This window comes from Salibacterium salarium, assembly GCF_030813635.1.
GTDB lineage: Bacteria > Bacillota > Bacilli > Bacillales > Marinococcaceae > Salibacterium > Salibacterium salarium.
Window position 1 is genome coordinate 442,408 of sequence record NZ_JAUSUM010000001.1, and the last position, 24,115, is coordinate 466,522.

General features: G+C 40.6%; 25 protein-coding genes. 19 read left to right on the top strand and 6 right to left on the bottom strand.

Features of this window, described 5'->3' with window-relative positions; translation table 11 throughout:
• Nucleotides 1–129: 129 nt before the first annotated feature.
• A complete protein-coding gene (gene nagZ, locus J2S78_RS02060; protein ID WP_306895749.1) occupies nucleotides 130–1,275 on the top strand; it encodes a beta-N-acetylhexosaminidase in 1,146 nt (381 codons plus the stop codon).
• A gap of 5 nt (nucleotides 1,276–1,280) precedes the next feature.
• On the opposite strand, the gene J2S78_RS02065 is transcribed toward nagZ, so the two are convergent.
• Nucleotides 1,281–1,550, bottom strand: coding sequence for a SunI/YnzG family protein (locus tag J2S78_RS02065; protein WP_306895750.1), 270 nt, complete (start codon nucleotides 1,548–1,550; stop codon nucleotides 1,281–1,283).
• Nucleotides 1,551–2,115: 565 nt separating this feature from the next.
• Here J2S78_RS02065 and J2S78_RS02070 point away from each other — a divergent pair.
• The 5 genes from J2S78_RS02070 to J2S78_RS02090 all read left to right on the top strand — a co-directional run bounded on the left by J2S78_RS02070 (nucleotide 2,116) and on the right by J2S78_RS02090 (nucleotide 8,651).
• Nucleotides 2,116–3,582: an ABC transporter substrate-binding protein gene (locus J2S78_RS02070; protein ID WP_306895752.1), complete on the top strand. Its 1,467-nt coding sequence runs from the start codon at nucleotides 2,116–2,118 to the stop codon at nucleotides 3,580–3,582.
• A gap of 74 nt (nucleotides 3,583–3,656) precedes the next feature.
• Nucleotides 3,657–4,625 (top strand): carbohydrate ABC transporter permease, encoded by a 969-nt coding sequence (locus tag J2S78_RS02075; RefSeq protein ID WP_306895753.1) that lies wholly within the window; start codon nucleotides 3,657–3,659, stop codon nucleotides 4,623–4,625.
• A 6-nt stretch (nucleotides 4,626–4,631) separates the two neighbouring features.
• Nucleotides 4,632–5,462 (top strand): carbohydrate ABC transporter permease, encoded by an 831-nt coding sequence (locus J2S78_RS02080; RefSeq protein ID WP_306895755.1) that lies wholly within the window; start codon nucleotides 4,632–4,634, stop codon nucleotides 5,460–5,462.
• A 140-nt stretch (nucleotides 5,463–5,602) separates the two neighbouring features.
• A complete protein-coding gene (locus tag J2S78_RS02085) occupies nucleotides 5,603–7,645 on the top strand; it encodes a thioredoxin domain-containing protein (protein WP_306895757.1) in 2,043 nt (680 codons plus the stop codon).
• A gap of 31 nt (nucleotides 7,646–7,676) precedes the next feature.
• Nucleotides 7,677–8,651, top strand: coding sequence for a 2-hydroxyacid dehydrogenase (locus J2S78_RS02090; RefSeq protein WP_306895759.1), 975 nt, complete (start codon nucleotides 7,677–7,679; stop codon nucleotides 8,649–8,651).
• Nucleotides 8,652–8,761: 110 nt separating this feature from the next.
• On the opposite strand, the gene J2S78_RS02095 is transcribed toward J2S78_RS02090, so the two are convergent.
• From J2S78_RS02095 to J2S78_RS02105, 3 genes are all read right to left on the bottom strand, one after another.
• Nucleotides 8,762–9,004, bottom strand: coding sequence for a hypothetical protein (locus J2S78_RS02095; RefSeq protein WP_306895762.1), 243 nt, complete (start codon nucleotides 9,002–9,004; stop codon nucleotides 8,762–8,764).
• Nucleotides 9,005–9,099: 95 nt separating this feature from the next.
• A complete protein-coding gene (locus J2S78_RS02100; protein ID WP_306895764.1) occupies nucleotides 9,100–10,185 on the bottom strand; it encodes a branched-chain amino acid aminotransferase in 1,086 nt (361 codons plus the stop codon).
• A gap of 239 nt (nucleotides 10,186–10,424) precedes the next feature.
• A complete protein-coding gene (locus J2S78_RS02105) occupies nucleotides 10,425–11,540 on the bottom strand; it encodes an IscS subfamily cysteine desulfurase (RefSeq protein WP_306895766.1) in 1,116 nt (371 codons plus the stop codon).
• A 112-nt stretch (nucleotides 11,541–11,652) separates the two neighbouring features.
• On the opposite strand from J2S78_RS02105, the gene nadB reads away from it, so the two are divergent.
• The 5 genes from nadB to J2S78_RS02130 all read left to right on the top strand — a co-directional run bounded on the left by nadB (nucleotide 11,653) and on the right by J2S78_RS02130 (nucleotide 16,896).
• Nucleotides 11,653–13,338 carry an L-aspartate oxidase gene (gene nadB, locus J2S78_RS02110; protein WP_306895768.1) on the top strand — a complete coding sequence of 562 codons (1,686 nt, stop codon included), beginning with the start codon at nucleotides 11,653–11,655 and terminating at the stop codon, nucleotides 13,336–13,338.
• On the top strand, nucleotides 13,319–14,155 hold the full coding sequence (gene nadC, locus J2S78_RS02115) for a carboxylating nicotinate-nucleotide diphosphorylase (protein ID WP_306895770.1): 837 nt from the start codon (nucleotides 13,319–13,321) through the stop codon (nucleotides 14,153–14,155). The genes nadB and nadC overlap by 20 nt, the downstream gene beginning before the upstream one ends.
• Before the next feature lie 45 nt (nucleotides 14,156–14,200).
• Nucleotides 14,201–15,298, top strand: coding sequence for a quinolinate synthase NadA (gene nadA, locus J2S78_RS02120; RefSeq protein WP_306895772.1), 1,098 nt, complete (start codon nucleotides 14,201–14,203; stop codon nucleotides 15,296–15,298).
• Nucleotides 15,299–15,615: 317 nt separating this feature from the next.
• Nucleotides 15,616–16,611, top strand: a complete 996-nt coding sequence (locus J2S78_RS02125; protein WP_306895774.1) for a dienelactone hydrolase family protein — start codon at nucleotides 15,616–15,618, stop codon at nucleotides 16,609–16,611.
• 12 nt (nucleotides 16,612–16,623) lie between these two features.
• Nucleotides 16,624–16,896, top strand: a complete 273-nt coding sequence (locus J2S78_RS02130; protein WP_306895777.1) for a hypothetical protein — start codon at nucleotides 16,624–16,626, stop codon at nucleotides 16,894–16,896.
• A gap of 127 nt (nucleotides 16,897–17,023) precedes the next feature.
• Here J2S78_RS02130 and J2S78_RS02135 read toward each other — a convergent pair whose 3' ends face one another.
• The gene (locus tag J2S78_RS02135; protein ID WP_306895778.1) at nucleotides 17,024–17,443 is read right to left on the bottom strand and encodes a GvpU-like protein; all 420 of its coding nucleotides are present in this window, start codon (nucleotides 17,441–17,443) and stop codon (nucleotides 17,024–17,026) included.
• Nucleotides 17,444–17,625: 182 nt separating this feature from the next.
• Between J2S78_RS02135 and J2S78_RS02140 the strand changes: the two genes are divergently transcribed.
• The 4 genes from J2S78_RS02140 (at nucleotide 17,626) to J2S78_RS02155 (ending at nucleotide 19,871) form a co-directional block, all read left to right on the top strand.
• Nucleotides 17,626–18,078 carry a LytTR family DNA-binding domain-containing protein gene (locus J2S78_RS02140; protein ID WP_306895780.1) on the top strand — a complete coding sequence of 151 codons (453 nt, stop codon included), beginning with the start codon at nucleotides 17,626–17,628 and terminating at the stop codon, nucleotides 18,076–18,078.
• 3 nt (nucleotides 18,079–18,081) lie between these two features.
• Nucleotides 18,082–18,492, top strand: coding sequence for a DUF3021 domain-containing protein (locus tag J2S78_RS02145; RefSeq protein ID WP_306895783.1), 411 nt, complete (start codon nucleotides 18,082–18,084; stop codon nucleotides 18,490–18,492).
• A gap of 77 nt (nucleotides 18,493–18,569) precedes the next feature.
• On the top strand, nucleotides 18,570–18,962 hold the full coding sequence (locus J2S78_RS02150) for an ArsR/SmtB family transcription factor (protein ID WP_306895785.1): 393 nt from the start codon (nucleotides 18,570–18,572) through the stop codon (nucleotides 18,960–18,962).
• A gap of 21 nt (nucleotides 18,963–18,983) precedes the next feature.
• On the top strand, nucleotides 18,984–19,871 hold the full coding sequence (locus J2S78_RS02155) for a cation diffusion facilitator family transporter (RefSeq protein WP_306895787.1): 888 nt from the start codon (nucleotides 18,984–18,986) through the stop codon (nucleotides 19,869–19,871).
• A 124-nt stretch (nucleotides 19,872–19,995) separates the two neighbouring features.
• Here the strand turns inward: J2S78_RS02155 and J2S78_RS02160 are convergent, their stop codons facing one another.
• Entirely contained in the window at nucleotides 19,996–20,202 is a 207-nt protein-coding gene (locus J2S78_RS02160) for a hypothetical protein (RefSeq protein ID WP_306895790.1), read from the bottom strand.
• Nucleotides 20,203–20,418: 216 nt separating this feature from the next.
• On the opposite strand from J2S78_RS02160, the gene J2S78_RS02165 reads away from it, so the two are divergent.
• The 4 genes from J2S78_RS02165 (at nucleotide 20,419) to J2S78_RS02180 (ending at nucleotide 24,063) form a co-directional block, all read left to right on the top strand.
• The gene (locus tag J2S78_RS02165) at nucleotides 20,419–20,814 is read left to right on the top strand and encodes a hypothetical protein (protein WP_306895792.1); all 396 of its coding nucleotides are present in this window, start codon (nucleotides 20,419–20,421) and stop codon (nucleotides 20,812–20,814) included.
• 14 nt (nucleotides 20,815–20,828) lie between these two features.
• A complete protein-coding gene (locus tag J2S78_RS02170; RefSeq protein ID WP_306895794.1) occupies nucleotides 20,829–21,029 on the top strand; it encodes a hypothetical protein in 201 nt (66 codons plus the stop codon).
• Nucleotides 21,030–21,269: 240 nt separating this feature from the next.
• On the top strand, nucleotides 21,270–23,156 hold the full coding sequence (ctaD, locus tag J2S78_RS02175; RefSeq protein WP_306895796.1) for a cytochrome c oxidase subunit I: 1,887 nt from the start codon (nucleotides 21,270–21,272) through the stop codon (nucleotides 23,154–23,156).
• Between the two features lie 160 nt (nucleotides 23,157–23,316).
• Nucleotides 23,317–24,063 carry an alpha/beta hydrolase gene (locus J2S78_RS02180; RefSeq protein WP_306895798.1) on the top strand — a complete coding sequence of 249 codons (747 nt, stop codon included), beginning with the start codon at nucleotides 23,317–23,319 and terminating at the stop codon, nucleotides 24,061–24,063.
• Nucleotides 24,064–24,115: the final 52 nt, after the last annotated feature.

Below are 24,115 nucleotides of genomic sequence, written 5' to 3' on the forward strand. Positions count from 1 at the left end.
AAGGAGATCTACATGTTTAAAAATAAAAGTATCGTTATACCATGCTTGATAGGGATAATGATGTTGTCCGCCTGTACGGACAATGATTCATCGCAGGACAGGGACAGCAATACAGAGGAGCCTCAAAATATGAATCAGCAACCTATCGAATCAGATAGGAAAGAAGAGAACAATAAAGATGCTGTTGCAGAGCAGGTTGAATCAATGACATTGGAAGAAAAGATATCCCAAATGATGTATGTGGGAGTACAAGGAACGTCATTAAGTGAACAACAACGTGACACGATAGAAAAAGAACAGTTCGGAGGCCTTTTTTTATTAGAAGAAAATATAGAAAGCAGTCCGCAACTCCGACAGTATACAACAGATATTATAGAGGCTGATCAGACGAATGATGTTCCTTTATTTATGGGGATTGATGAAGAAGGAGGCCGAGTGAGCCGTATTCCTGAACCAGTACAGAATTTTCCAACCAACCGTGTTATCGGTGAGGCCAATAGCACGGAATTGTCGGAGGATATCGGCCAACTGCTTGCTGAAAAGGTGAAAGCATATGGCTTCAATATGGACTTTGCACCGGTATTGGATGTTAATAATAACCCGAATAATCCCGTTATTGGCGACCGGTCATTTGGGGCAAACCCCGCCGTTGTTTCTGATTTAGGAACAGCGACAATGGAAGGCATCAAAGCAGAGCAGGTCGTACCTGTGGTGAAACATTTTCCAGGACACGGGGACACGTCGGTTGATTCACATATTAATCTACCAGAAGTAAATAAATCGATGGAAACACTGAAAGAATTTGAGCTCGTTCCGTTCCGAGACGCAATAGATGAAGGAGCGGACATGGTAATGGTGGCACATATTTTATATTCTGAAATTGATGAGGAGTACCCGTCATCCCTGTCTGATGAAGTTATATCAGATATGCTTCGAGAAGAATTAAATTTTGATGGTGTCGTGATTACGGACGATATGACGATGGGAGCCATTACCGAAAACTACGGAATGGCAGAAGCAGCCGTATTATCCATTCAAGCTGGTACGGATATGTTCATGATGTATGATGCAATGAATGGAAATTACGGCGAAGTGAAAGCAGCGATTTTAGAGGCTGTGGAAAACGAAGAAATCTCTGAAGATACACTGGATGAAAGTGTAGAACGGATTTTACGTCTGAAAGATGAATATAATCTTGAAAATGAAGCACCGTCAGACATAGACGAAGAAACATTAAATCAAGACATAACAGACGTTATCAATCGACTTCCGTAAACAAATTAAGATGCTTCATTCACATATTTATTTATTTTCTTTAAAAGAGAATCGACGTTTGTCGTACACAAAATATAACTGCCACTTCCCGTTGTAATAGCAATTCTATCGGTGGTGGCATAAGGAGTTCCTATTCTAATGGCTTCTTTGTCCTGCCCGCCGTAAGTGTCGTCTAATGTCACATCCGTGATATCGGAAATCGGTATTTCGGTCTTGGATAGCTGCCATTTAATAATGAGATTGTCCTCCGATTTTTCAACTTTAATACCCATCATAAAAACCCTCCGTCTTCGCATTATAGGGGAACTATTACAATTTTATCATTCATAAAAAATTTTTCCCAGCCATAATGAAAACGGTTAAGAACACGTCTGAGACTCTCCTCGTAATGTCTAAGAAAACGTCTTAATTCTTTTCCCACTAGACATGTCTGTATCCTCTTTATTCGCTTATGAATACCTTTCATGCCAGATCCTTATTATATAGACAACAAAACATTGACACCGCTTTCATAAGTACCTATACTTAGTTTATATAGTAAATAAAGATTATGAAAATTAGGTTATGTGATTTTCTGTAGGGTCAACGTATGCAGCATGTTGAGTGGAAGATTATTGGACTCAAGAATGAAAAAGTTCTTTCGTTTGGAACAAAGTTAAAAGCTTAGAATTACGGATTTAATCGATAAAAGTGCTACGGTCTTATTGATATAAATTTATCATAGGATGAAATAAAGAAGTAATCGACGATAAAAATTCCGAATATTAGAACGAATTAAATTTTAATGCTGTGGTCTTTGTTTGAATAAAGGATAAACTAAGTTAAGAGGAGGAAATGTTGATGAACCAAAAATGGGTACTTGTTTTTTCATTTGTATTTATTTTATTGGCAGGATGTGCTCAGGGAGCAGGAGAAGACGAGAATGAAGAGGATAGTAACGACGCGGAGACTACTTTAACTTTTTGGAACAGGCTGCCGGAATTAGAATCGCACTTCCAATCTTTCATTGAAGAATTTGAAGAAGAACACCCGGATATAGCGATCAATATGGAAAATCTGGGGGCCTCAGGGAACCAACAGTTTCAAACAGCTATTAATAACGATGAGTTACCGGACATTTTTGTGAGGGCGAATGTCATGCCTGTTAGGCAACTAGTAGAACAAAATCAACTAAAAAATTTGAATGAAATTTTTACAGACGAGATTAGGGACAATTTTCGAGATGGCACGTGGTCGGAGAATTTTACTGTTCTTGATGACGACGTTTATCAGTTACCGCTATACTCCGGTAATTCCAGTGTGATGATGTTCTATAACAAAGATGTTCTAGATACTGTAGGTATGACGGAAGAACAGATTCCAAAAACGTGGGAAGAAATGATGGAAGTCGGGAAAAACATTAATGAACAATCCAATGGAAGTATTTATGGCTTGACCCTTGGAGCTGAAGCAGGCTGGTTATCTGATATGTTTATTTCTCAGATGGGAACATCTATTACCCCTAGTATGCACACGTCTATCGATGTAGGGAAACAGATTAATTATCAAAATGGAGAAGTTGACTTTGCGACGGACGGTACTATAGAAACCATTGAATTTATTAATGACTTGCAGGATGAAAATGTTTTAGATCCGCAAAGTGTTGAAAATGATGAGCCTACAGCACTTGCCAACTTTGCTGCCGGGAGAGCTGCTTTTTTCTTTGGAGGAAATTGGACCGGAGCCAATTTAGTAAATGAAGAAACAGGGGCAGGATTTGAAAACTGGGGTGTTGCCCCTATGCCAACGAAAAATGGAGACCCTTATTATAGTGATTCTTTAACAACAGAAGGTTTAATGGTTTCAGAATATACGGAACATTGGGAAGAGGTTCAAACATTTTTGAATTATTTTATAGAGTACGGATATACGGAAGTTGTAGCAGCGTCTGGTGCTCATGAAACGGCATTGGCAACGGAGGTCAGCGAAGAAGAGGCGCCTTTTGAGCAATATAATGACATAACAAATATTATGAGTGAGCACAGTATGCAAGTTCCAGACATCTATAAAAGAAATATTAACACAAGTGGTGTAATACAAGATTATCATGGATCGCTTTCCTACAGCGCCGGTGAGATATTACGTGGTTATTTACAAGGAGAAATTGATGACCTGGAAGCCGAACTTGAGGAAGCGACAGAGGAAGGGAAGAAATCGTTTGAAAGTGCTCTTAATAAAAGCGATGTTGTAGATAGAAAGGATTTTATATTTGATAATTGGGTTCCTTTTGAACCATATACAGAAGCAGATTATGAGGAACTAGAATAAATAGACGAGGGGCGAGTGTTGGGAAGAAGGAATAAACGCTCGCCCTATTTTTAAGCGAAAGGAGAAAACTTGAAATGGAAAAGATAGCTAAGAAAACAAGAACCATTGGTAAGCAAAAAACTACTCCATTGACTAAATCAAGAAATAGATGGGCTTATGTATTTCTTCTCCCTCAGGCTATTGTATTTTTAGGCTTATCGTTATACCCCATCATTATGAGTTATGTTTACTCTTTTTTTGCGTGGGATGGTGCCAGCCCTCTTAATGATTTTGTAGGTTTTGCTAACTATGTTGAACTTTTTCAAACTACTCGATTTTGGGGGTCGTTTTTACATACCATTTACTATGTTCTAGGTACTACTGTCATTGGGGTAGGGGCCTCTTTGATTCTAGCTATCATTTTAAATACACAGCAATTTACGGGAAAGGCATTTTATCGAACGATTTATTTTCTACCGGTTGTTACGACAACAGCCATTATTGGAGTTATTATGAACAATATTTTTGGGGTGAATGGACTGGTCAACCAGACACTTCAATCGATTAACTTCATACAACAACCTATCCCCTGGTTAGGTTCGTCCACCTTAGCAATGATACTTTTAGTTGTAATCGGAGCCTGGAAAAGCCTTGGAATGAACATGATTTACTGGTTATCCGGTTTACAATCCATTCCGTCTGAAATGTATGAATCAGCGCAATTAGATGGGGCCGGTTTTTGGAGAACGTTGGTTCATATTACATTACCGTTACTGAAACCTATATTGGCTGTCATTTTGCTGTTGTCGATTGTAAACGGGATGCATGCTTTTGATTTAGTAAAAACATTAACGAATGGCGATCCCTATAACTCTACAGAAACGCTGGATCTTTATGTATTCAACTATGCATTTGGCGGAGGAATGGGCGGCGGTACGTCACGAATGGGGTATGCATCAGCAGCGGGGGTCATGCTGGGCTTATTTACGTTAATCATCAGCGCTATTTTTGGAGGATTTAGTTTCTTTACTCAAAAAAAGAATAAAACGAAAAAAGGGGAGTGATAAGAAGTGATTATTTCAAGTAAAACGGTAAAATATCTCATTCATGCTTTATTACTAGTCGCTGGTTTCATTTGGATATATCCTTTTATTTGGATGATATTAGCTTCCTTAAAGTCTAATAATGAATTTATTCTGTCGACTAGTCCTTTTCCAGAAACTTTTCATTGGGATAATTATACAAGAGCATGGGTGGACGCCCATTTCAGCGGCTATTTTATGAATACTGTTATTATGACTCTTGCTACGGTATTGATCGTTGTTGTTTTATCAGCGTTAACTGGTTATGCACTAGGACGAGTTAACTTCCCCGGAAGAAGAGCTGTTATTATATTTGTAGTTGGCGTGATGTTTATTCCTAAAGGATATACTATCATTCCATTATACCAACTGGTAGAGCAATTGGGTCTTACGAATTCTTTATTTGGGGTCATTATAGCAGAAGCTTCCGGGGCCCATACCCTATTCATCCTATTATTTACTTCGTATTTTGCTACAATGCCAAAAGAATTAGAAGAAGCAGCGATTATGGATGGGTGTGGATTTGTCCGGACCTTTTATAGGGTGATGCTTCCGATGGCAAAACCGATTGTCGCGACAACCGTTATTATGCAATTTATTTGGACGTGGAGTTCATTCTTAATTCCAACAGTGCTCACCATTTCTAAACCAGAACTAAGAACACTAGCCGTAGGGATGCAAAATTTTGTCGGGACTCATTCAACTGATTGGTCTGGAATGGCTGCTGGAGCTACCATTTCTCTGCTTCCGGTCATTATAGTGTTTATTTTAATGCAGCGGTACTTTATTGAAGGTGTTGCTGGAGCGGTTAAGCAATAAAGAATGTTACCTATACTAATCTTAGCAATTCATTTCACTATCCCTATCCGAAAAAAATCCGATGGACGGGTTCTGTTTTTTCTTTATTTCAAATCGGGTACACTTTGAAAAGAGCTATTTATAAAAAGGAAGGTGTTCGCATGGCAAACCGTTTAATTCATGAAAAATCACCTTATTTACTGCAACACGCTCACAACCCGGTGGATTGGTATCCGTGGGGCGAAGAAGCGTTTGAAAAAGCCAAAAGAGAAAACAAACCAGTTATGGTGAGTATAGGGTATAGCACTTGTCATTGGTGTCATGTCATGGAAAGGGAAAGTTTTGAAGATGAAGAAGTGGCAAGGCTTTTGAACGAGCGGTTTGTAGCGGTTAAAGTGGACCGTGAAGAGCGCCCTGATATTGATTCCATCTATATGCTTGCTTGTCAGGCGATGACAGGGCACGGTGGATGGCCGTTGAATGTGTTCGTCACTCCGGAACAAAAGCCATTTTATGCCGGGACGTATTTTCCAAAACAAAGCATGCGTGGAATGCCGGGCATGATGGATGTTGTCACACAATTGTATGATAAATATATAGAAGACCCTGAGAAAATAAAAGAAGTCAGTGATCAAATGGAAAATGTTATTCAACCGCAAACCGTAGAAGGGGAAACAGAACTATCCGAAGAAGTACTGCAAAAAGGCTTCGATTATATGCGGCAGACGTTTCATATTACACACGGTGGTTTTGGCAATGCCCCAAAGTTTCCGCAGCCGCATGTCTTAATGTTCCTTTTTCGGTATTATAGATATTCGGGCAATGAAACAGCGTTGCAGATGGCGTTGAAAACTCTTGACGGGATGGCGGCCGGCGGTATATATGATCATATTGGATACGGGTTTTCGAGATATTCGGTGGATGAAAAATGGCTGGTCCCTCACTTTGAAAAAATGCTGTATGATAATGCGTTGCTTGCGATGGCTTACACGGAAGCGTATCAGGTGACTGGTTATAATCAATACCGCCAAACAGCGGAAGAAGTGTTTACGTATATTTTACGTGACATGCAGGACGAAAAAGGCGGTTTTTATTCGGGGGAAGATGCGGATTCAGAAGGAGTAGAAGGAAAGTTTTATATTTGGGACCCTGAGGAAATAAAAGAGATTCTGGGAGAAGAAAATGGCTCCTTGTTTTGTGAAATGTACGATATTACCGAAGAAGGTAATTTTGAAGGAAAAAATATTCCAAATCTCATCCGCCAATCTCCCGAACAATTTGCGGTAAGTCGTGAACTCGACCCGGTACAAGTGAAAGATCGTTTGGAACAAGCAAAAGAGTTGTTGTTTGAACATCGGGAAGAGCGCATTCATCCTCACAAAGACGATAAAGTGTTGACGTCCTGGAATGCACTGATGGTAGCAGCCCTTGCAAAGGCGGCTCGTGTGTTTGAGGTGCCGGATTATTTGGAAGAGGCAACTCGTGCGTTTTCGTTCATCGAATCTGATCTCGTTCAAGACGGTCGCCTGATGGTACGTTACCGTGAAGGGGATGTGAAGCACAAAGGGTTTATCGAGGATTATGCAAATGTACTGTGGGCGACGCTTGAATTATACGAAAGCAGCCTTGATGTATCATATTTGGAAAAAGCAAAGGTTTACGCAGATCAGATGATAGAGCTGTTTTGGGATGATGAGAACGGTGGGTTTTTCTTTTACGGAAAAGATGGAGAGCAGCTGTTAGCTCGTCCAAAAGAGTCATTTGATGGTGCCATGCCTTCGGGGAATAGTGTTGCTGCGATACAATTATTGCGTCTATCGCGTTTTACAGGAGACTTACAATACGAAGAAAAAACAAGAAAAGCGCAAGACGCGTTTGCACGCGAGTTAAAACAATATCCGCACGGTCATATGCACTTTATCCAAAGCTATTTACTGCTTTTTAGTGATATGAAGGAAGTGATTGTTTTAACAAATGAAGCAGAAGAGGATGCACAACGAATAACCCAACAGTTGCAGCAGCAATTTTACCCGGAAATAACGTATCTTATCCACTCTACTCCTGATAAATTAGCGGAAGCGGCACCGTTTGCCGCTTTGCATCACAAAATAGATGGGAAAACGACGGTGTATGTATGTCGGAATTTTGCCTGTCACCAGCCGGTTGTCGGGGCAGAAAAAGCGTTAGAACTGCTAGAAGAATAGACAAGAAAAGGAACAAGGATGGGAGTTTCTTATGAAGAAAAAAGTGATTGCTTATGGACGAGTGAGGGAGAAAGCACAAGAAAAACTGCGTAAGGCATATGATCTTCAGTATTTTTCAGGTGAGGAAGATCTTACAGATGAAACGTTCAAACAGGCGCTGAGGGAGGCAGAAGGTATTATTGGCCTTGGGATTCAAGTTGATGAAACTTTTTTAAATCACGCGCCGCATCTTAAAGTAATTAGCAATGTTTCTGTCGGTTATGACAACCTCAACCTGGATGAAATGACAAAACGAGGGATAGCGGGGACGAACACACCTGGTGTCTTGAATGATACGACAGCAGACGCCATTTTCGGACTGCTTCTTGCGACAGCGAGAAGAATACCGGAATTGGACCGCTATGTAAAGCAGGGCGATTGGACCGCAGGGCTTCCTGAATCTAAATTCGGCTACGATGTTCATCACCGAAAACTAGGAATTATTGGTATGGGACGAATTGGAGAGGCGATAGCAAAACGGGGTCATTTTGGATTTGATATGGAAATTTTATATCATAATCGTTCCCGTAAGCCTGAGCTTGAAGCTGAATATGCTGCTGAATATCGTGAGTTAAATGACTTGTTGGCAGAATCCGACTTTGTCTGCTTAATGACACCTTTAACCCCGGAAACAAGACGTTTAATGGGACATGAACAATTTGCCCGGATGAAAAAAAGTGCTATTTTCATCAATGGTTCTAGAGGAGACACTGTAGATGAAACAGCACTGGTCGAGGCGCTCCAAAATGGAGAAATCCGTAGCGCCGGCTTGGATGTTTTTCAGGAAGAACCCGTGTCTTCAAACCATCCTTTACTGAACATGAATCAAGTGGTTACCCTTCCTCATATCGGCTCTGCTACAGGAGCAACGGAAGACGAAATGTCACTGTTGGCGGCGGAAAACCTTGATGCAGTACTTTCTGACAAACGTCCGCCAAATTTATTGAACGAAAAAATAATGTTTTGAATAAAACAAGAATCCGATGTCCAGCTTTAGGTGAAGAGGACATCGGATTCTTTATTTTGGTTCATAAACCATTATTGTAATCAAACAAAATGATGTTTATAGAAAAACGGTTACATCTTCTGACTTTCGTTGTGTCTTTCTGCTTGTTTGTAAGCATTAATCATGCCGTAAATCCAAAAGATTGGATATGTAATAAAGCCAATAAATACAAAAAATAAGAGCGAATTGATAAATTGGATGACCATAAATGTAATCCCTTTACCGATTTGGCCATTGTAAATTTGACCAAGTCCACACCAGATCGCGCTTAATACTGCAGCGAGACCAGAGTTTTTCTGAGGTTGCGTTGACATGGGACCCCTCCTTTCTTATAAATTTACAGTAATAGGAATCAGATGAAACGATTGGAAACAATCACAACTATCTTACCATTATATCGTTTTTCATCCTAGGATTGTTTCATTTCTAAGGGGACGGTCCAGCCAAGGTTGTCTTCTTTTTCGCCTGTTTGAATACCGGAAATGGTTTCGTAAAGGGCAAGAGACAGGTCTCCGGTTTCATTATGATTGACGACAAGCTTTTCGTCTTTCCACTGCAAGGTACCAACTGGAGAAATGACAGCTGCCGTACCGGTGCCAAATACTTCTTCAAGAGTCCCGTCCCGATAAGCTTGCTCGATTTCATCCATTGAAACTCGCCGTTCTTGAACATTATATCCCCAATATCGTAACAACTCAATGACAGAATCGCGCGTAATTCCATCTAAAATACTGCCATTCAAAGCAGGTGTAATGATTTCTCCGTTGACTTTGAAAAAGATATTCATACTGCCGACTTCTTCGATATATTTTTTCTCTATCGCATCAAGCCAAAGCACTTGATCATATCCAAGTTCACTTGCTTTTGTTTGTGCTTTCAGACTAGCGGCATAGTTTCCGGCTGTCTTTGTGAAACCGACACCGCCTTTAACCGAGCGTACATACTCGTCTTCCACGTAGATACTTACCGGGCTCATTTGATCTGAGTTGGAGTAATACGCTCCAACCGGCGATAGAATAATCATTAACTTGTAGTTTGCAGAAGGTTTCACACTTAATGCGGGTTCGGTTGCGATAATAAATGGGCGGATGTATAGCGACTGGCCTTCACTTGTCGGAATCCAATCCCGGTCGATATGTATCAATTTCTTTAAAGATTCTACTAAAAAGTCTGGATCAATTGCTGGGATGTTCATTCGTTCATTTGAAATATTTAATCGATTGAAGTTTTTCTCCGGTCGAAACAAGAGCACCTCATCGTTTGAGTTGTAAGCCTTCATTCCTTCAAAAACAGCCTGGCCGTAGTGAAAGACGAGGGAGGACGGATCCATAAGAAGAGGTTCATACGGAATGATTCTTGCATCAAACCAACCGTTTTCTTCATTGTAATCCATCACAAACATATGATCAGTAAAGTGTTTGCCAAAACTTAAATCGTTGTAATCTGGTTTTTCTTTTCTTGTTGGTGTTTGTTGAATTGTTAAATCATATTCCATCGATTATCCCTCTCTTTATTCTCGAAAATAAGTTACATCTACCTACCAGTTTACTCTAAATAAGCATATTTTTCAGTAATTATGGATGAGGAAATTTATAAAATCCAAGATCATGGGGACTATTTATCCCTTCCTTTTCCCGATTAGGGATGAGTGGAACTTGTATAACAATCTTTATGCGTTCTTTTTTTATTTGGAAATTATGATCAGGGGGATTATGAAGGCGGATTATCGATGTTTCAAGCGGTAATGCGGTGGAGCACTTCGACTGTTTTCTCCAATTCCCGGTAGGTTGTGTCTTTGCCGAAGCTGATGCGGAATAGCCCGTGGGCAGCTTCTGCAGTGTGCCCCATTGCAACCAGACTCTTTGGTGGGCTGGAATCACTGGATTTACATGCACTGCCTGAGGAAATAGCAATGCCGTTGCGGTTACACTCGAGCATTATCCATTGTCCTTCTTTCCCCTTTGCACGTAGGGCTAAGTGATGAGGCAGGCGATTATCGATATCACCAAATAGAGAAAATACGTCATCGGAGAGATTTGTCAACATCCATTGCTGCATCCCTTTCCAATTAGCCGCTGTTTCCGCGTGATGTTCGTGAAAAGCTAAAGCCGCTTCTGTAAACGCGGTTACGCCTGGGATATCTATAGTGCCCGGTTTCCACCCCTGTTGATGTGTAACACCTGAGTATAAGCCTTTCCAATTTGTTCCGGGTGCAATGTAACAGGCTCCACAGTTTTTCGGACCGTTCAATTTATGCGCAGAAATCGAGATCGCGTCTAGTTGGTACGAGGTGATATCGATTGGAATTTTCGCAAACGTCTGCACTGTATCGCTATGAAAAACTACATTTTTCCCCTCCAGAATACGTCCTATATCTTTAAGCGGCTGAATGACTCCTGTTTCACTGCTCGCATGAGTAATGGAAACGAGTATGGTATCGTCTCGCAACAGCTGTTGTAGCGAATCAAGACAGACTTCCCCGTTCGATTTCACCTTTACTTCACTGACAGAAAAACCTTCCTGCTTTAATCGGTCCAATGCTTGATAGACAGAAGGATGTTCAAGGGGGGAAGTGATAATATGTTTTCCGTAATCCTCATTACCATATGCCAAACTCAGCAAAGCCGTGATATTGCTGTCAGATCCGCCGCTTGTAAAATATATACCTTCCGATTCGCCATGAATGATTGTCGTTAGTTTTTCCCGGCAATGTTGTAACAATTGCGAAGCTGCTTCTCCGTCATCATGCAGACTTTGTTCGTTTCCGTAAAAAAACTGGGCCGTTTTTGTATAAGTGTCCAGCGCTTTTGCGCTCATAGGCGTTGTTGCACAATAATCTAAATAAATCATAGGTTCCCCTCTTTTCGATTGTTCAAAATTTCACAAAAACTGTTGTGTTTAGTATAATTATATGTAAATATAAGTGTCAAGACACATGTAATGTTATGTATAAGATTACAACATGGTGAATCTAAAAGTTCGAAACGAGACAGATAGAGAGAGAAAAGGGGAAGAAGAGTCCAACAAAGGTTCGATTGAAACGGGAATGAGGGGTTGCAGCATGGAGAATCTGAGGATGACGACAGATGTAGTTATAATTGGAAGCGGTATGGCGGGGTTGATGGCTGCTTTACAGTTGTCGCAAACAAGGAAAGTAACAATGGTGACAAAGACATCGATTGGTGCTGGGAATTCGGAAAAAGCACAAGGCGGTATTGCAGCAGCAATTTCTGCAAACGACAGTTTCTATGATCATATACAAGATACACTAGCAGCAGGTTATGGACACAACAATGAACAAGTGGCAAAAAAGTTAATAGAACAGGCTGCTCCTGTCATGAGTGCGTTTTTTGACTGGAATACTCCATTTGACCGTGATGATAAGGGAGTTTTTCAGCTTGCTAAAGAAGGGGCGCACAGTCGCCGCCGGATTTTTCACGCAGGCGGCGATGCTACGGGTTTTTATATGATGAAACAATTAAAGAAGCATGTCGCAGACAACATTCAAGTACTGGAACACTTTATGGCGTACGATTTGTTGATGGCAAAAGATCGTTGCATTGGAGTCATGGGAAAAAATAAGGAAAACCAACTATGCAAAATTTATGCTGGGGCAACAGTTATTGCAAGTGGCGGCTGTGGTCAGCTGTATCCAGTCACATCTAATGCCGAAGAAGCGACAAGTGATGGGATGGCAATGGCTTTTCGGGCCGGAGTGAGATTGAAGGATATGGAATTTATGCAGTTTCACCCTACGATGCTTTTTTCAAATGGAAGAGGCGCGGGATTAGTATCAGAAGCAGTACGAGGGGAAGGTGGAATTCTTGTAGATGAAGCCGGGAACGCGATTATGAAAAATAGACATCCTTTGGAAGATTTGGCTCCGCGTTCTGTTGTCTCTAATACAGTATTTGAACACTTGCAAGCAGGAAAAGAAATCTACCTTTCTACCCAAAAAGTATCTGAATTTACGAAGAAATTTCCGACGGTTGCAGATAATGCTCTTGCTCACGGGATAGATGTAACCAAAGGGTTTCTTCCGGTGCGGCCAGGGGCTCATTTTATGATGGGTGGTATTGAAACAAATGAATGGGGACGGACGAATAAAAATGGAGTTTACGCCATAGGTGAGGCAGCTTGTACAGGTATGCACGGTGCTAATCGTCTAGCAAGTAATTCTCTCTTGGAAGCAGCGGCCGGAGCTTTGTTGCTAGCACAGCATTTACCATGGCAGGAACAAGTGACACTTTGGGAGGAGCAGGAAGAAGCGTGTGATATAGGAAACTCCCCTGAGATTCGATCGTTGCAAGAAAATATGGATCAGTGGGTTGGGGTTGTAAAAGAGGAAACAAATCTTTTGAAAATGCGGGAGTGGCTGAAGTCATATAATCATTTTATTTTTTCAAAAGGCTCTTCCGTTTTAATAAAAAAAGATATGACACTGAAAAATATGATGACAACAGCATGGCTGATAACAAATGGGGCGCTAGTTCGTACAGAGTCAAGAGGAGCGCATATTCGCACTGATTATTCGGATGAAGAACCAGAATGGGTGCGTTATGCCGTTTGTTGGGAGAACGAAAAAACCGAGCCCGTAATCAGACTAAATCAAGAGAGGGGGAGTGGGCATGAACCAGCTATTAGTTAGAGAGAAAATCCTTGCTTTTTATAAAGAGGATATAGGGACACACGATGTAACAACCGATGCTATATTTTCGCCGTATGACCTATCAGAGGGCACTGTATTTTCTAAAGAAGAAGGAGTTTTTTGTGGATCCGTTGTGTTTACAGAAGGATGGAAAGTACTGGATGAGGCAGTTGAGGTGACGGTTCATGTGAAGGATGGTGAATGGGTTAAAAAGGGCGATGCATTGGTGACAGTAAAAGGCCGCACGTCTATTTTGCTGAGTGGAGAGCGGGTGTTATTGAATCTAGTACAGCGGATGTGCGGGATTGCGACGATGACCAGACGTGTGGTGTCAGCGTTGGGTGATTCCTCGATTCGGGTGTGTGATACGAGAAAGACGATGCCGGGGCTGCGCCTGTTTGATAAATATGCAGTACGCCTTGGGGGCGGCTGGAATCACCGGTTTGGTTTGGACGACGCGGCGATGATCAAGGATAACCACATTACGGCTGCAGGTGGCATCGCGGAAGCGGTGGAATCGGTACGACAACGCGCAGGTCATATGGTGAAGATCGAAGTGGAGACAACGACGGAAGCGGAAGTATTGGAAGCAGTGGAGGCTCGTGCGGATGTAATTATGTTTGATAATGCCAAGCCGGGCCAGGTGAAAAAATTTGTACCGCTGGTGCCGGATATGATCGTGACGGAAGTGTCCGGCAATATAGGTTTAGAGAATATTGGGGATTACCACGGGTGCGGGGTAGACTATTTGTCGGTCGGTGCATTGACACACTCCGTTTCGGCGCTTGATATAAGTTTTTTAGTTTCTACAACATGAGTCTTTGGGGAAAAAATGGTTCAAAGGAGATAAGGAGGTTAGCATATGAGTGTATTGGAAAGTTTTCAGGTACCTGTACTGCCCGATTATATTAAAACAATGACCGAACAAGAAATGGAAAACAGAATATGGAATATAAAAAAGGAGTTAGGTTCGCGTTTATTTATGCCCGGTCATTATTATCAGAAAGATGAGGTCATTCAATTCGCTGATGAAACAGGAGACTCTCTCCAGTTGGCTAAAACAGGAGCTGCTAACAAGGAAGCGGAATTTATCGTGTTTTGCGGCGTTCACTTTATGGCAGAGACGGCGGATATTTTATCAGAAGAAAATCAGACGGTGCTTCTGCCTGATTTAAGAGCAGGCTGTTCGATGGCAGATATGGCGAATATTAACCAACTAGAAAAAGCTTGGGAGAAGCTGCAGGCTGATCTTGGTGACACGATAACACCATTGACTTATGTTAATAGTACAGCAGCAATTAAAGCATTTTGTGGAAGTCACGAAGGTGCAACGTTAACGTCATCTAACGCGAAAAAAATGTTGGAGTGGGCTTTTTCACAAAAAGAACGGATTCTATTTTTGCCGGATCAGCATCTTGGACGGAATACAGCTTTTGACATGGGAATACGATTAGAAGAAATGGCAGTATGGGATCCGATTCAGCAGGTGCTCGAATATGATGGTGACCCTGCTAAGCTGCGGATGATTCTATGGAAGGGTCATTGTTCGGTTCATGAAAAGTTTACGATGGAAAACGTCCGTAGCACTCGCCGAGAGCATCCAGATGCTAACATTATCGTACATCCAGAGTGCACATTTGACGTTGTGCAAGCGGCGGATGATGCAGGATCAACAAATAAAATCATTAATACGATTCACAAAGCACCATCAGGAAGTAAGTGGGCGGTTGGAACGGAGATGAATCTCGTGAATCGACTGACACAAGTGGAAACAGACAAGACAGTATTTTCATTGAATTCTAATATGTGTCCGTGTCTAACGATGAATCGCATCGATTTACCCCATTTGTTGTGGTCACTTGAAAGTATTATGACGCCGGATCCTCACCATGTTATTAAAGTAGAAACTCAAACGAAACGAGATGCGTGGACTGCATTAGAACGGATGCTTCAGCAATAATATAAGCATGAATAGTGGTATAGCTTTTGTGGGCATTTTATTGGAATCTTCCTTTTAAAATGTCCAATTATTTTTTTAAACGTTACATAGTAGCATAATATGAGAATGGTTCCGAAAATAAGAAGAAAGAAGAGGGGGTTTCAAATAAAATAAAAATAAAGATTCGTACTTTTAGACAAAAGACAAGGTGAAGTGGGATGGAGGAAGCATATGAGTCATTTGATGGCGACAGAAACTACCCGATATTTAAACGATAGTCCCGAACAATTTTTTGAAGGTGCAAACGTTCTTTATGAGCTTTTACAGGAGCAATTATAATGAGTTCCATAGATGTTTTTTTTCAAAAATTATATGAATCTGCTGTTTCCAGCCATGTGAAAGACAAAATCGAGATAAGAAGCAAATTAAAAACGATGCTTGGGTGTTTTGATGACCAGACTTTGGTCGAAAAAACCCCTACTTTAATGGAAACGAAGGAGTTCTCATCCTTTCATCGTGAACGTTGGCTTTTTCATTTTACGGCTGACCTGTCTGCCCCTGTATATGTATTAACACCCAAAAACGACCGGAATGAGCATCCGGCGGTATTGGCACTGCATGGTCATGGATACGGGAGCAGAGAAATTGTCGGATTGACTGACACGGGGGAAGAAGATAATACAGCTATCGGAATTCATCAACATTTTGCGGTACAACTCGTTAAACGAGGAATGAAAGTGTTTGCGCCAGAAGTGATTGGATTTGGTGACAGACGCTTGACCGAAGACATAGAAAACGAAAATGCTTCTTCTTGTTATAGGATGGCGTATCATTTATTAATGGCAGGAAAAACGTTGGCCGGGTTGCGTGTGTTTGAAGCAAGACGTGTCCTTGATACAATAGACACTTTTTCGGATGTTTGTAAAACGAGACTTGGAGTAATGGGATTTTCCGGGGGAGGACTAATTGCTGCTCATACGGCAGCTCTAGATGAACGTATTCGAGCTACTGTTCTTTGCGGGTTTACAAATACTTACAAACAGAGCATATTAACAAGAAACCACTGTATTGATAATTATGTTCCAGGTGCCATAGAAGTAGCGGAACTTCCAGATTATATTGGATTAATTGCGCCACGCCCGCTCTTTATTGAATCAGGAAGCAGGGATTCAACTTTTCCTGTGAAAGGAACGGAATCAGCACTTCTCCGTTTAACGGAAATTTACGAAAACGAACATGCAGGGAACCAGTTGGATAGTCATATTTTTGACGGAGTTCACGAAGTCAGTGGAAAATACTCTTATGATTGGATGTCTAAGAAATTACAGAAGTGAATGGTGCAGCGAATGAGAAATGAAGCAGTAGTTTGTATGGGGCACGGCGATTTTTCGCTAGCAGAAACGAAGAGTAGAGAAGCTGGTCGGACATTGAATCCGCTATTCGACCAGTTTTCCTTATTTTTGATCAAGTATCGGACATCTATTCTTCCATTAGCCAAAAAACTTAGCAATCTACCCAAGGAAACCGTTAATAGCGGAATAGATGTCCACGCAGCCCTTCATTATTCCTTTTTTAATCAAGATAACGGAATGAATCCGTCCGCCGATCGCGAGTATTAGCGCGGATAATGAAACCGTCACGTCGCAAAACTTGCCGCGGGCCTGCGGGACGCAGGTCAGTTCGGCGTTGTCACGAGACGTGACGTTCTTAGCCGAACTTCCATTATCCAGGGCGCTTGCGCTTTTCTTAATCTTTTGGTGCATCTGCATCAATGGATTCTTGAATGGAATCAAAGCTGAACCCATTTACGTCAGAAATTTTTCCTCTCCACAAACTTCCGCCGATTGGTATTTTTCCTTGGGAATCCACTAATTTTGCACCTCTTAAATGAATATAGCCACTTTCATATTCATCTTGATCCGTTTCTTTTTGAAATTTGTCCTTCATTTTATCAAAAAAAGTCGTCATTTTCCCTTCTAAATCGCTGTTACCTCGATGCAGTGTATGCTCAAGTTCTTGTAAATAGGTGACATTCCCTATTAACACTCCTTTCATGGTGGCGCCTCCGACATTTAACATAATATTCATTTCTGCCCCATTATCCGCAAGTCTCACAAGATACCGTAAGACATAATCGCTATGTTTATCTTCTTGAACTTCTTTCATTATTTATCCCTCCATTTTCCTGATATTTTTAGTCTTTACCCGGTAACGAAGCCTTATTAATCATTTTGGAGAAAAATTGAACCATTTCATCGGTGTTTTTGTACCACTTGTCAGAAAAACCTAGCCTGCCAAGGATTTTATTATTTATACTTAATCATAACAACGATAAGGAGGGGGCGCGGATGAAAATAAATGTAGAGATTGATGAGGAGATTGAAAAGTTGGAGGTACTCATTCGTTCAAAAGCTTGGGACGACGAGGTGTATCAGATACTGGATCGCTTGAAAGAACGGGAACGTTCTTATTTTGTGGGGACCAAAGGAGAAGAACGCCACATTTTTCGGGCGGATGAATTGATTTATTTTTATGCTGAAAATAAGACCGTGATGGCAAAAACTAAGCAGGGAACGTTTCAGATGAAAGAAAGGTTATACGAACTGGAAGAAGAGCTGCCAGCTGATCGATTTGTTCGATTGTCCAAATCTTCTATTGCAAATCTCGATGAATTAAAACAGTTTGAAGCTTCCTTTAGCGGATCGCTCTGTGTGTATTTTCGAACAGGAGAGAAAGAGTATGTTTCGAGGCATTACGTTCGTGCGATTAAAGAAAAAATCCAATGGAAAGGAAGAAAATAAATAATGAAATCATTTTTATTTCACAGCTTTGTCGGTATTTGTTTTGGTGCATTTGTTATGGTGATGACTTGTTTTGGAATAATAGGCTTGGGAGGAGCAGAGACGCTTGATAGTGATATTTTTGTCAAAAATGGTGTGGCATACATGTTTTGCGGTTGGTTTTTTAGCGTGAGTGGACTGATTTTTGTAAAAGAACAATGGAGTTTAGTGAAACGAACGGTCATTCACTTTTTTACTGTCACATTTCTTTATTTCATGCTTTCTTTTGTCATAGGCTGGATTCCCTTTACTATTCTTGGATTTTTCATTGAAATAGGGCTTTTTCTCATATTGTACCTAGTCATTTGGATCAGTTTCTATCTATATTTTTATTTCGAAATGAAAAAATTAAATGAAGCGATGGCACAACGTTAACCATTTTTTCCGGAACAAACATTCAAAAGATCACTTGAATATAGTATAATAAAGGTAGATGTAAAGGAGGGGTTACGTTGGCAGAGCCCAAAGACCTAATAGGAGACGTTTGTGAAGTCACCTGTGTCGATGAAGAAAAAGTTAGACGATTGCAAGAAACGATAGATGATCGAGAAGTGGACCGTATGGCCACTATGTTTAAAGGATTGGCCGATAAAAACCGGATGAAGATTATGCTGGCTCTTGCAACAGAAGGAGAACTTTGCGTTTGTGACACATCTAATATTCTTGGAGCGTCCATTGCTTCCACCTCTCACCACCTGCGCTATCTCCGTAAATTGGGTCTCGCTAAGTATCGGAAGGAAGGAAAGTTGGTGTATTATTCGCTCGATGATAGTCATATTAAGGATATTGTGACATTAGCGAGTGATCACCAACATGAGTTAACGGTGCGGGACAATACAAATTAGGCCATTGGAGGAAGACAAACGATGAGTCACGATCACCACCATCATCATCACAGTCATGGAAATATTAAGACAGCTTTTTTCTTAAATTTCGGTTTTACAATCATTGAATTAATCGGTGGTATTCTAACAAATAGTGTAGCTATTATTTCAGATGCGATTCATGACCTTGGAGACTCGCTGTCGCTTGGTACGTCTTGGTTTTTACAAAAAAAGTCGGAGCAAAAAAGTAATGACACGTTTACTTTTGGTTACAAGCGATTTTCTTTACTTGGTGCCCTAATCAATAGCCTTGTGTTAATTGCAGGATCGCTGTTTGTATTATCAGAAGCTGTACCAAGACTTTGGAATCCCGAATCTCCTCATGCCGGCGGGATGCTTGCGATGTCGTTGTTGGGGATAGCCGTGAACGGCGCAGCTGTTTTGAAATTAAAATCGGGCAAAACCATGAATGAAAAAGTAGTATCTTGGCATTTATTGGAGGATGTTTTAGGTTGGGTTGCTGTATTTATCGTCAGTGTTGTTATGGTGTTTTGGGATTTTGCAATTCTAGATCCACTACTTTCTGTATTAATTACCGTCTATATTTTGTTTAATGTACTGAAAAACTTAAAAAAGACGTTATTTATCTTTCTTGACGGTGTGCCCGAAGAAATGGATGCTATGAAAGTAGAACAAAGCATTCAACAGATTGAGAACGTGGAAGAAACACATCATACTCATATTTGGTCGCTTGATGGTGAACAGCACGTACTTTCTACACATGTGGTGTTATGTGAAGATATTAGTAAAGAAGAAATAATGAAGGTGAAAACGGCTATTAAAGAAGCTTTGCAGCGTTATCCTCTCGAACATATTACAATAGAAACTGAATTTTCCTCTGATGATTGCAGTTTAACAACACATGAATAAGAGGTACAAAAAGCGCCTTACATGCCGTGAAATTTCGAGAAGAATCCTTGAGGGCTGTGTGTTTGTGTGAAACAGGGAAGCCCCTAAATATATGCTTATTATAATAATAAAAGATCGGTTGGCCTCAACGCGCAGGTAACCGATCTTTTGATTGCGGAGGGTATTTTTCATTGTACGTTAAGACTGGACATCCCATACACTTATTATCAATCCCAGTGCAAGTAGCAGAGAATTCAATGTTTCCATTGGCTACATATATTGAGAATTCATAATTAATATACCGGTTCACTGTATTGCAGTAAGCGGAATGACGTGAAATGGTATAGTTCATTGGAATCCTCCTTTTCAAAAAATATAGGAAAGTATCATGATTCTATTTCCCTCTTGTAATGTCTTATAAACGATAATGTAATAAAAACAGGCCGAAAGATTCAAATTTTGTTTTATAACATAATGAAGTTTTATATAGGAGAATAACAGGTATAATCATATTAGCTATACTTTGCGGGTAGATAAGAACAGGGTTAATAGAAAAGGAGAACTGAACATGGCATATACAACAGTGCGGAACACAGCAATGACGTTTTTTCTCATGCTTCCGCTTACTGCCTGCACTACACAAGGAACACCTGCTATGATACAGGACCTTGATGCAGAGACATCGATGCTTTTATTTTCCGATGAGGACAATATTTCTGAGGAAAAGCCTTACTATAGAGCATTATTGAAGAAAAGTAATAATTGCAGTAATGATGATATAGATATTAAAATTGTTTCATCTGGAAAAAAGGACATGGTTGATTATTTAGATGTTACAGGATATCCTTCTCTTTATGTGATGGAAGGACAAGAATTGAAAGATAAATACGAAGGTTCGACCGAAAGTTCTGAGATTGAAACGTTTATTAACCAATATATTAATTGTGATACAAGTAATGAGTAAAGGTAGTGCTTTTTATGAATGATGAAAATGAAAAATATATGATTGTGGCAGTTGACCAGGAAGGCAATGAAATTGGACTTGAATCTTATACGAAGTATTCGAACTCGCCCGAAATCATGTTTGAATGTAAAAACCAAGCACAAAGGTTTTACGATAAAATAAAAGAAGAATTGTTTCCGCATTCTGTGAAACTTCTAACGATAAAAGAAACATAATGATGAGGAGAGTGGGTTGCGTCCGATGCAACCCGCTTTTTTTATAAGAAAAGCCACCTGATTCCAAGTTACCTTCTGTTTTTCTTAAGATGTAGTTAGTGTTTATTATCTGCCAAATTTAGTCACTGCTAGCGCAAACTGCGTTGTTGTAATTCAATGAGAGATATTTGTCACATCATGTCACCTTTTCGTATAACTTCATTGGACTCTGGAAACAATGAGGGCGGGAGGTTGAAAAAGATGGCAGAAATAGCAATGGAACCAAAACCGAAACAGGAAAAAAGTGTATTATGGGATTGGCTGACGACAGTCGATCATAAGAAAATTGCGATACTGTACTTAATAGCAGGAACTATATTTTTTATTAAAGCAGGGGTCATGGCGCTTTTCATGCGGATTCAACTCATGTATCCTGATAACACCTTTCTAACGGGTCAGACTTACAATGAGCTTTTGACGATGCACGGGACTATTATGCTTTTTCTAGCGATTACGCCCCTGCTTTTTGCTTTTATGAATTACATCATACCACTCCAAATAGGGGCACGGGATGTAGCTTTTCCTTTCTTAAATGCCCTTGCTTTTTGGATATTCTTTTTTGGGGGCCTCCTTGTTAGTATCAGTTGGTTTTTTGGTGGAGGACCAGATAGCGGATGGACGGCATATGCTCCCCTATCGACTGCAGAATATGGACCGATGGGCATGGATTTTTATGTGCTTGGGTTGCAAGTGAGCGGAATAGGAACGCTTGTATCAGGAATCAACTTTATTGTTACGATTATCAATATGCGCGCTCCGGGCATGACAATGATGCGAATGACATTATTTTGTTGGACGACGCTTATCACCTCTGTCCTGATTGTATTTGCGTTCACCCCTCTTGCGGCAGGGTTAGCGTTATTGATGTTGGATCGTTTATTTGGTGGACAATTTTTTATTCCGGATTCTGGCGGAAATCCAATCATTTGGCAGCATATTTTTTGGGTTTTTGGTCACCCGGAAGTTTATATTCTCGTTTTACCGGCATTCGGGTTCATTTCTGAAGTGATTCCTGCTTTTTCGAAAAAACGATTATTTGGCTATACTGCCATGGTGTTTGCAACCTTGGTTATCGCGTTTCTAGGGTTTATGGTTTGGGCCCATCATATGTTTACCGTAGGACTAGGTCCGATTTCAAACTCTGTTTTTGCCCTATCATCGATGGCGATTGCGATACCGACAGGAATTAAAATTTTTAATTGGCTGTTTACGATGTGGGGTGGGAAAATCACATTCAGTACGGCAATGCTTTGTGCCTCTTCCTTTGTCCCGACATTTGTACTTGGTGGTGTAACAGGGGTTATGGTGGCTATGGCCCCGGTTGATACGTTATATCATGACACTTATTTTGTTGTGGCACATTTTCACTATATAATCATCGGCGGTATTGTTTTAGGACTTCTTGCAGCGTTGTATTACTGGTATCCAAAAATGTTTGGACATAAGTTGAATGAAACGTTGGGAATATGGATGTTCTGGTTAATGTATATCGGTTTTCATTTAACGTTCTTTGTCCAGCACATTTTAGGTATCATTGGTATGCCTCGACGCCATTTTACTTACATGGAAGGCGGAGCCATCGAAAATTATAACTTTATCTCGACGATGGGAACTTTTTTAATGACGATAGCAATTATTGTTCTCGTCGTAAATATAGTCTACTCTGCTTTTAAAGGAGAACGAATAACAACCGGTGACCCGTGGGATGCCCGTACACTGGAGTGGTCGATTCCGTCACCCGTACCGGAATACAACTTTGCTCAAGTTCCGCAAGTTCGTGCGCTTGATCCTTGGTTTTATGAAAAAGTTCATGGCGAAGGGAAAATGAAACCTGCTACAACACTTGATGACATTCATATGCCAAGTCCTTCCATTTTACCGTTTCTGATTGGGTTTGGTCTCTTCTGGTGGGGCTTTGGAATGATAATGCTAGTGATGGAAAATCCATGGATTCCTCCTATTATTGTTATTGGAATCGGTGCCGCTATTACATTTGGCGCGATGCTGGTACGTTCTGTGAAAGAAGACCACGGCTGGCATATTCCAGTTGAAAGGGTGAAAGAAATAGAAGATAATGCTCGTTCTTAATTTTTATTCCCTCTTCTTTCTCGGATTAATAAATGTAGTCCAACATATGTCTATATTCCATATCTGGTGAAAGAATTAGTAGTTTTTTCATGACAAAAGGAAGGTTTTGCGCTATCCTGTGGGGAAAGTAGTATTATACCAGTTATGGGAGGGAGTAAAGATGGAGGAGAATTACCCGGTAATAGAAGGGGCAGAATCTTTCTATTTTGAAGGGAATGAGACGGGAGTCTTGGTTATCCACGGTTTTACGGGAACTCCTCAAAGTATGCGCCCTTTGGGAGAGACTTTTCATCAGGCGGGATTCACTGTATTTGGTCCGCGCCTTGCTGGACATGGAACCCATTATGAAGATTTAGAACAGACCTCCTATATGGAATGGTGCAATACGGTAGAAGAAGGGTATCACTTTTTAAAGGAAACGTGTCGTAATATTTATATTGTAGGCTTCTCTATGGGGGGGACATTGACACTACATGTAGCGGAACAATTTCCTTCCGTTAAAGGAATTATTTTAATTAACGCTGCGATAGATGTTCCAGCTATGCATCCAGATGCGGTACCGGATGTTCAGTTTGTGGAGACGGAAATCCCGGATATAAAACAGGAAGATGTATACGAAATCACCTATGAAAAAACACCTGTACAATCTCTTTCGCAAATACAAAAATTAATGAAAGAGCAACGAGAAAAGCTTCCTACTATTCACGTACCGACACGTATTTTTGTGTCAGATGTAGACCACGTTGTCCCCCCTTCTAACAGTGAATATATTTATAATCATCTGGCGTCGGAAAATAAAAGACTAATTCGAATGCATGATAGTTACCATGTAGCACCGCTTGATAACGATAAGGAAATGATAGCAATCGAGACGATTGCGTTTATAAACGGTTTGACGACTTTATAAAAACTTGCGCCTTATACCGCGCAGGTTTTTTCAATGTATATATTTTGCGCGG

Coding starts and splice junctions, on each gene's coding strand:
- nagZ (WP_306895749.1), top strand. CDS start 130: ATGAATCAGCAACCTATCGAATCAGATAGGAAAGAAGAGAACAATAAA.
- J2S78_RS02065 (WP_306895750.1), bottom strand. CDS start 1,550: ATGATGGGTATTAAAGTTGAAAAATCGGAGGACAATCTCATTATTAAA.
- J2S78_RS02070 (WP_306895752.1), top strand. CDS start 2,116: ATGAACCAAAAATGGGTACTTGTTTTTTCATTTGTATTTATTTTATTG.
- J2S78_RS02075 (WP_306895753.1), top strand. CDS start 3,657: ATGGAAAAGATAGCTAAGAAAACAAGAACCATTGGTAAGCAAAAAACT.
- J2S78_RS02085 (WP_306895757.1), top strand. CDS start 5,603: ATGGCAAACCGTTTAATTCATGAAAAATCACCTTATTTACTGCAACAC.
- J2S78_RS02090 (WP_306895759.1), top strand. CDS start 7,677: ATGAAGAAAAAAGTGATTGCTTATGGACGAGTGAGGGAGAAAGCACAA.
- J2S78_RS02095 (WP_306895762.1), bottom strand. CDS start 9,004: ATGTCAACGCAACCTCAGAAAAACTCTGGTCTCGCTGCAGTATTAAGC.
- J2S78_RS02100 (WP_306895764.1), bottom strand. CDS start 10,185: ATGGAATATGATTTAACAATTCAACAAACACCAACAAGAAAAGAAAAA.
- J2S78_RS02105 (WP_306895766.1), bottom strand. CDS start 11,540: ATGATTTATTTAGATTATTGTGCAACAACGCCTATGAGCGCAAAAGCG.
- nadB (WP_306895768.1), top strand. CDS start 11,653: ATGGTGAATCTAAAAGTTCGAAACGAGACAGATAGAGAGAGAAAAGGG.
- nadC (WP_306895770.1), top strand. CDS start 13,319: ATGAACCAGCTATTAGTTAGAGAGAAAATCCTTGCTTTTTATAAAGAG.
- nadA (WP_306895772.1), top strand. CDS start 14,201: ATGAGTGTATTGGAAAGTTTTCAGGTACCTGTACTGCCCGATTATATT.
- J2S78_RS02125 (WP_306895774.1), top strand. CDS start 15,616: ATGAGTTCCATAGATGTTTTTTTTCAAAAATTATATGAATCTGCTGTT.
- J2S78_RS02130 (WP_306895777.1), top strand. CDS start 16,624: ATGAGAAATGAAGCAGTAGTTTGTATGGGGCACGGCGATTTTTCGCTA.
- J2S78_RS02135 (WP_306895778.1), bottom strand. CDS start 17,443: ATGAAAGAAGTTCAAGAAGATAAACATAGCGATTATGTCTTACGGTAT.
- J2S78_RS02140 (WP_306895780.1), top strand. CDS start 17,626: ATGAAAATAAATGTAGAGATTGATGAGGAGATTGAAAAGTTGGAGGTA.
- J2S78_RS02145 (WP_306895783.1), top strand. CDS start 18,082: ATGAAATCATTTTTATTTCACAGCTTTGTCGGTATTTGTTTTGGTGCA.
- J2S78_RS02155 (WP_306895787.1), top strand. CDS start 18,984: ATGAGTCACGATCACCACCATCATCATCACAGTCATGGAAATATTAAG.
- J2S78_RS02160 (WP_306895790.1), bottom strand. CDS start 20,202: ATGAACTATACCATTTCACGTCATTCCGCTTACTGCAATACAGTGAAC.
- J2S78_RS02165 (WP_306895792.1), top strand. CDS start 20,419: ATGGCATATACAACAGTGCGGAACACAGCAATGACGTTTTTTCTCATG.
- J2S78_RS02170 (WP_306895794.1), top strand. CDS start 20,829: ATGAATGATGAAAATGAAAAATATATGATTGTGGCAGTTGACCAGGAA.
- ctaD (WP_306895796.1), top strand. CDS start 21,270: ATGGCAGAAATAGCAATGGAACCAAAACCGAAACAGGAAAAAAGTGTA.
- J2S78_RS02180 (WP_306895798.1), top strand. CDS start 23,317: ATGGAGGAGAATTACCCGGTAATAGAAGGGGCAGAATCTTTCTATTTT.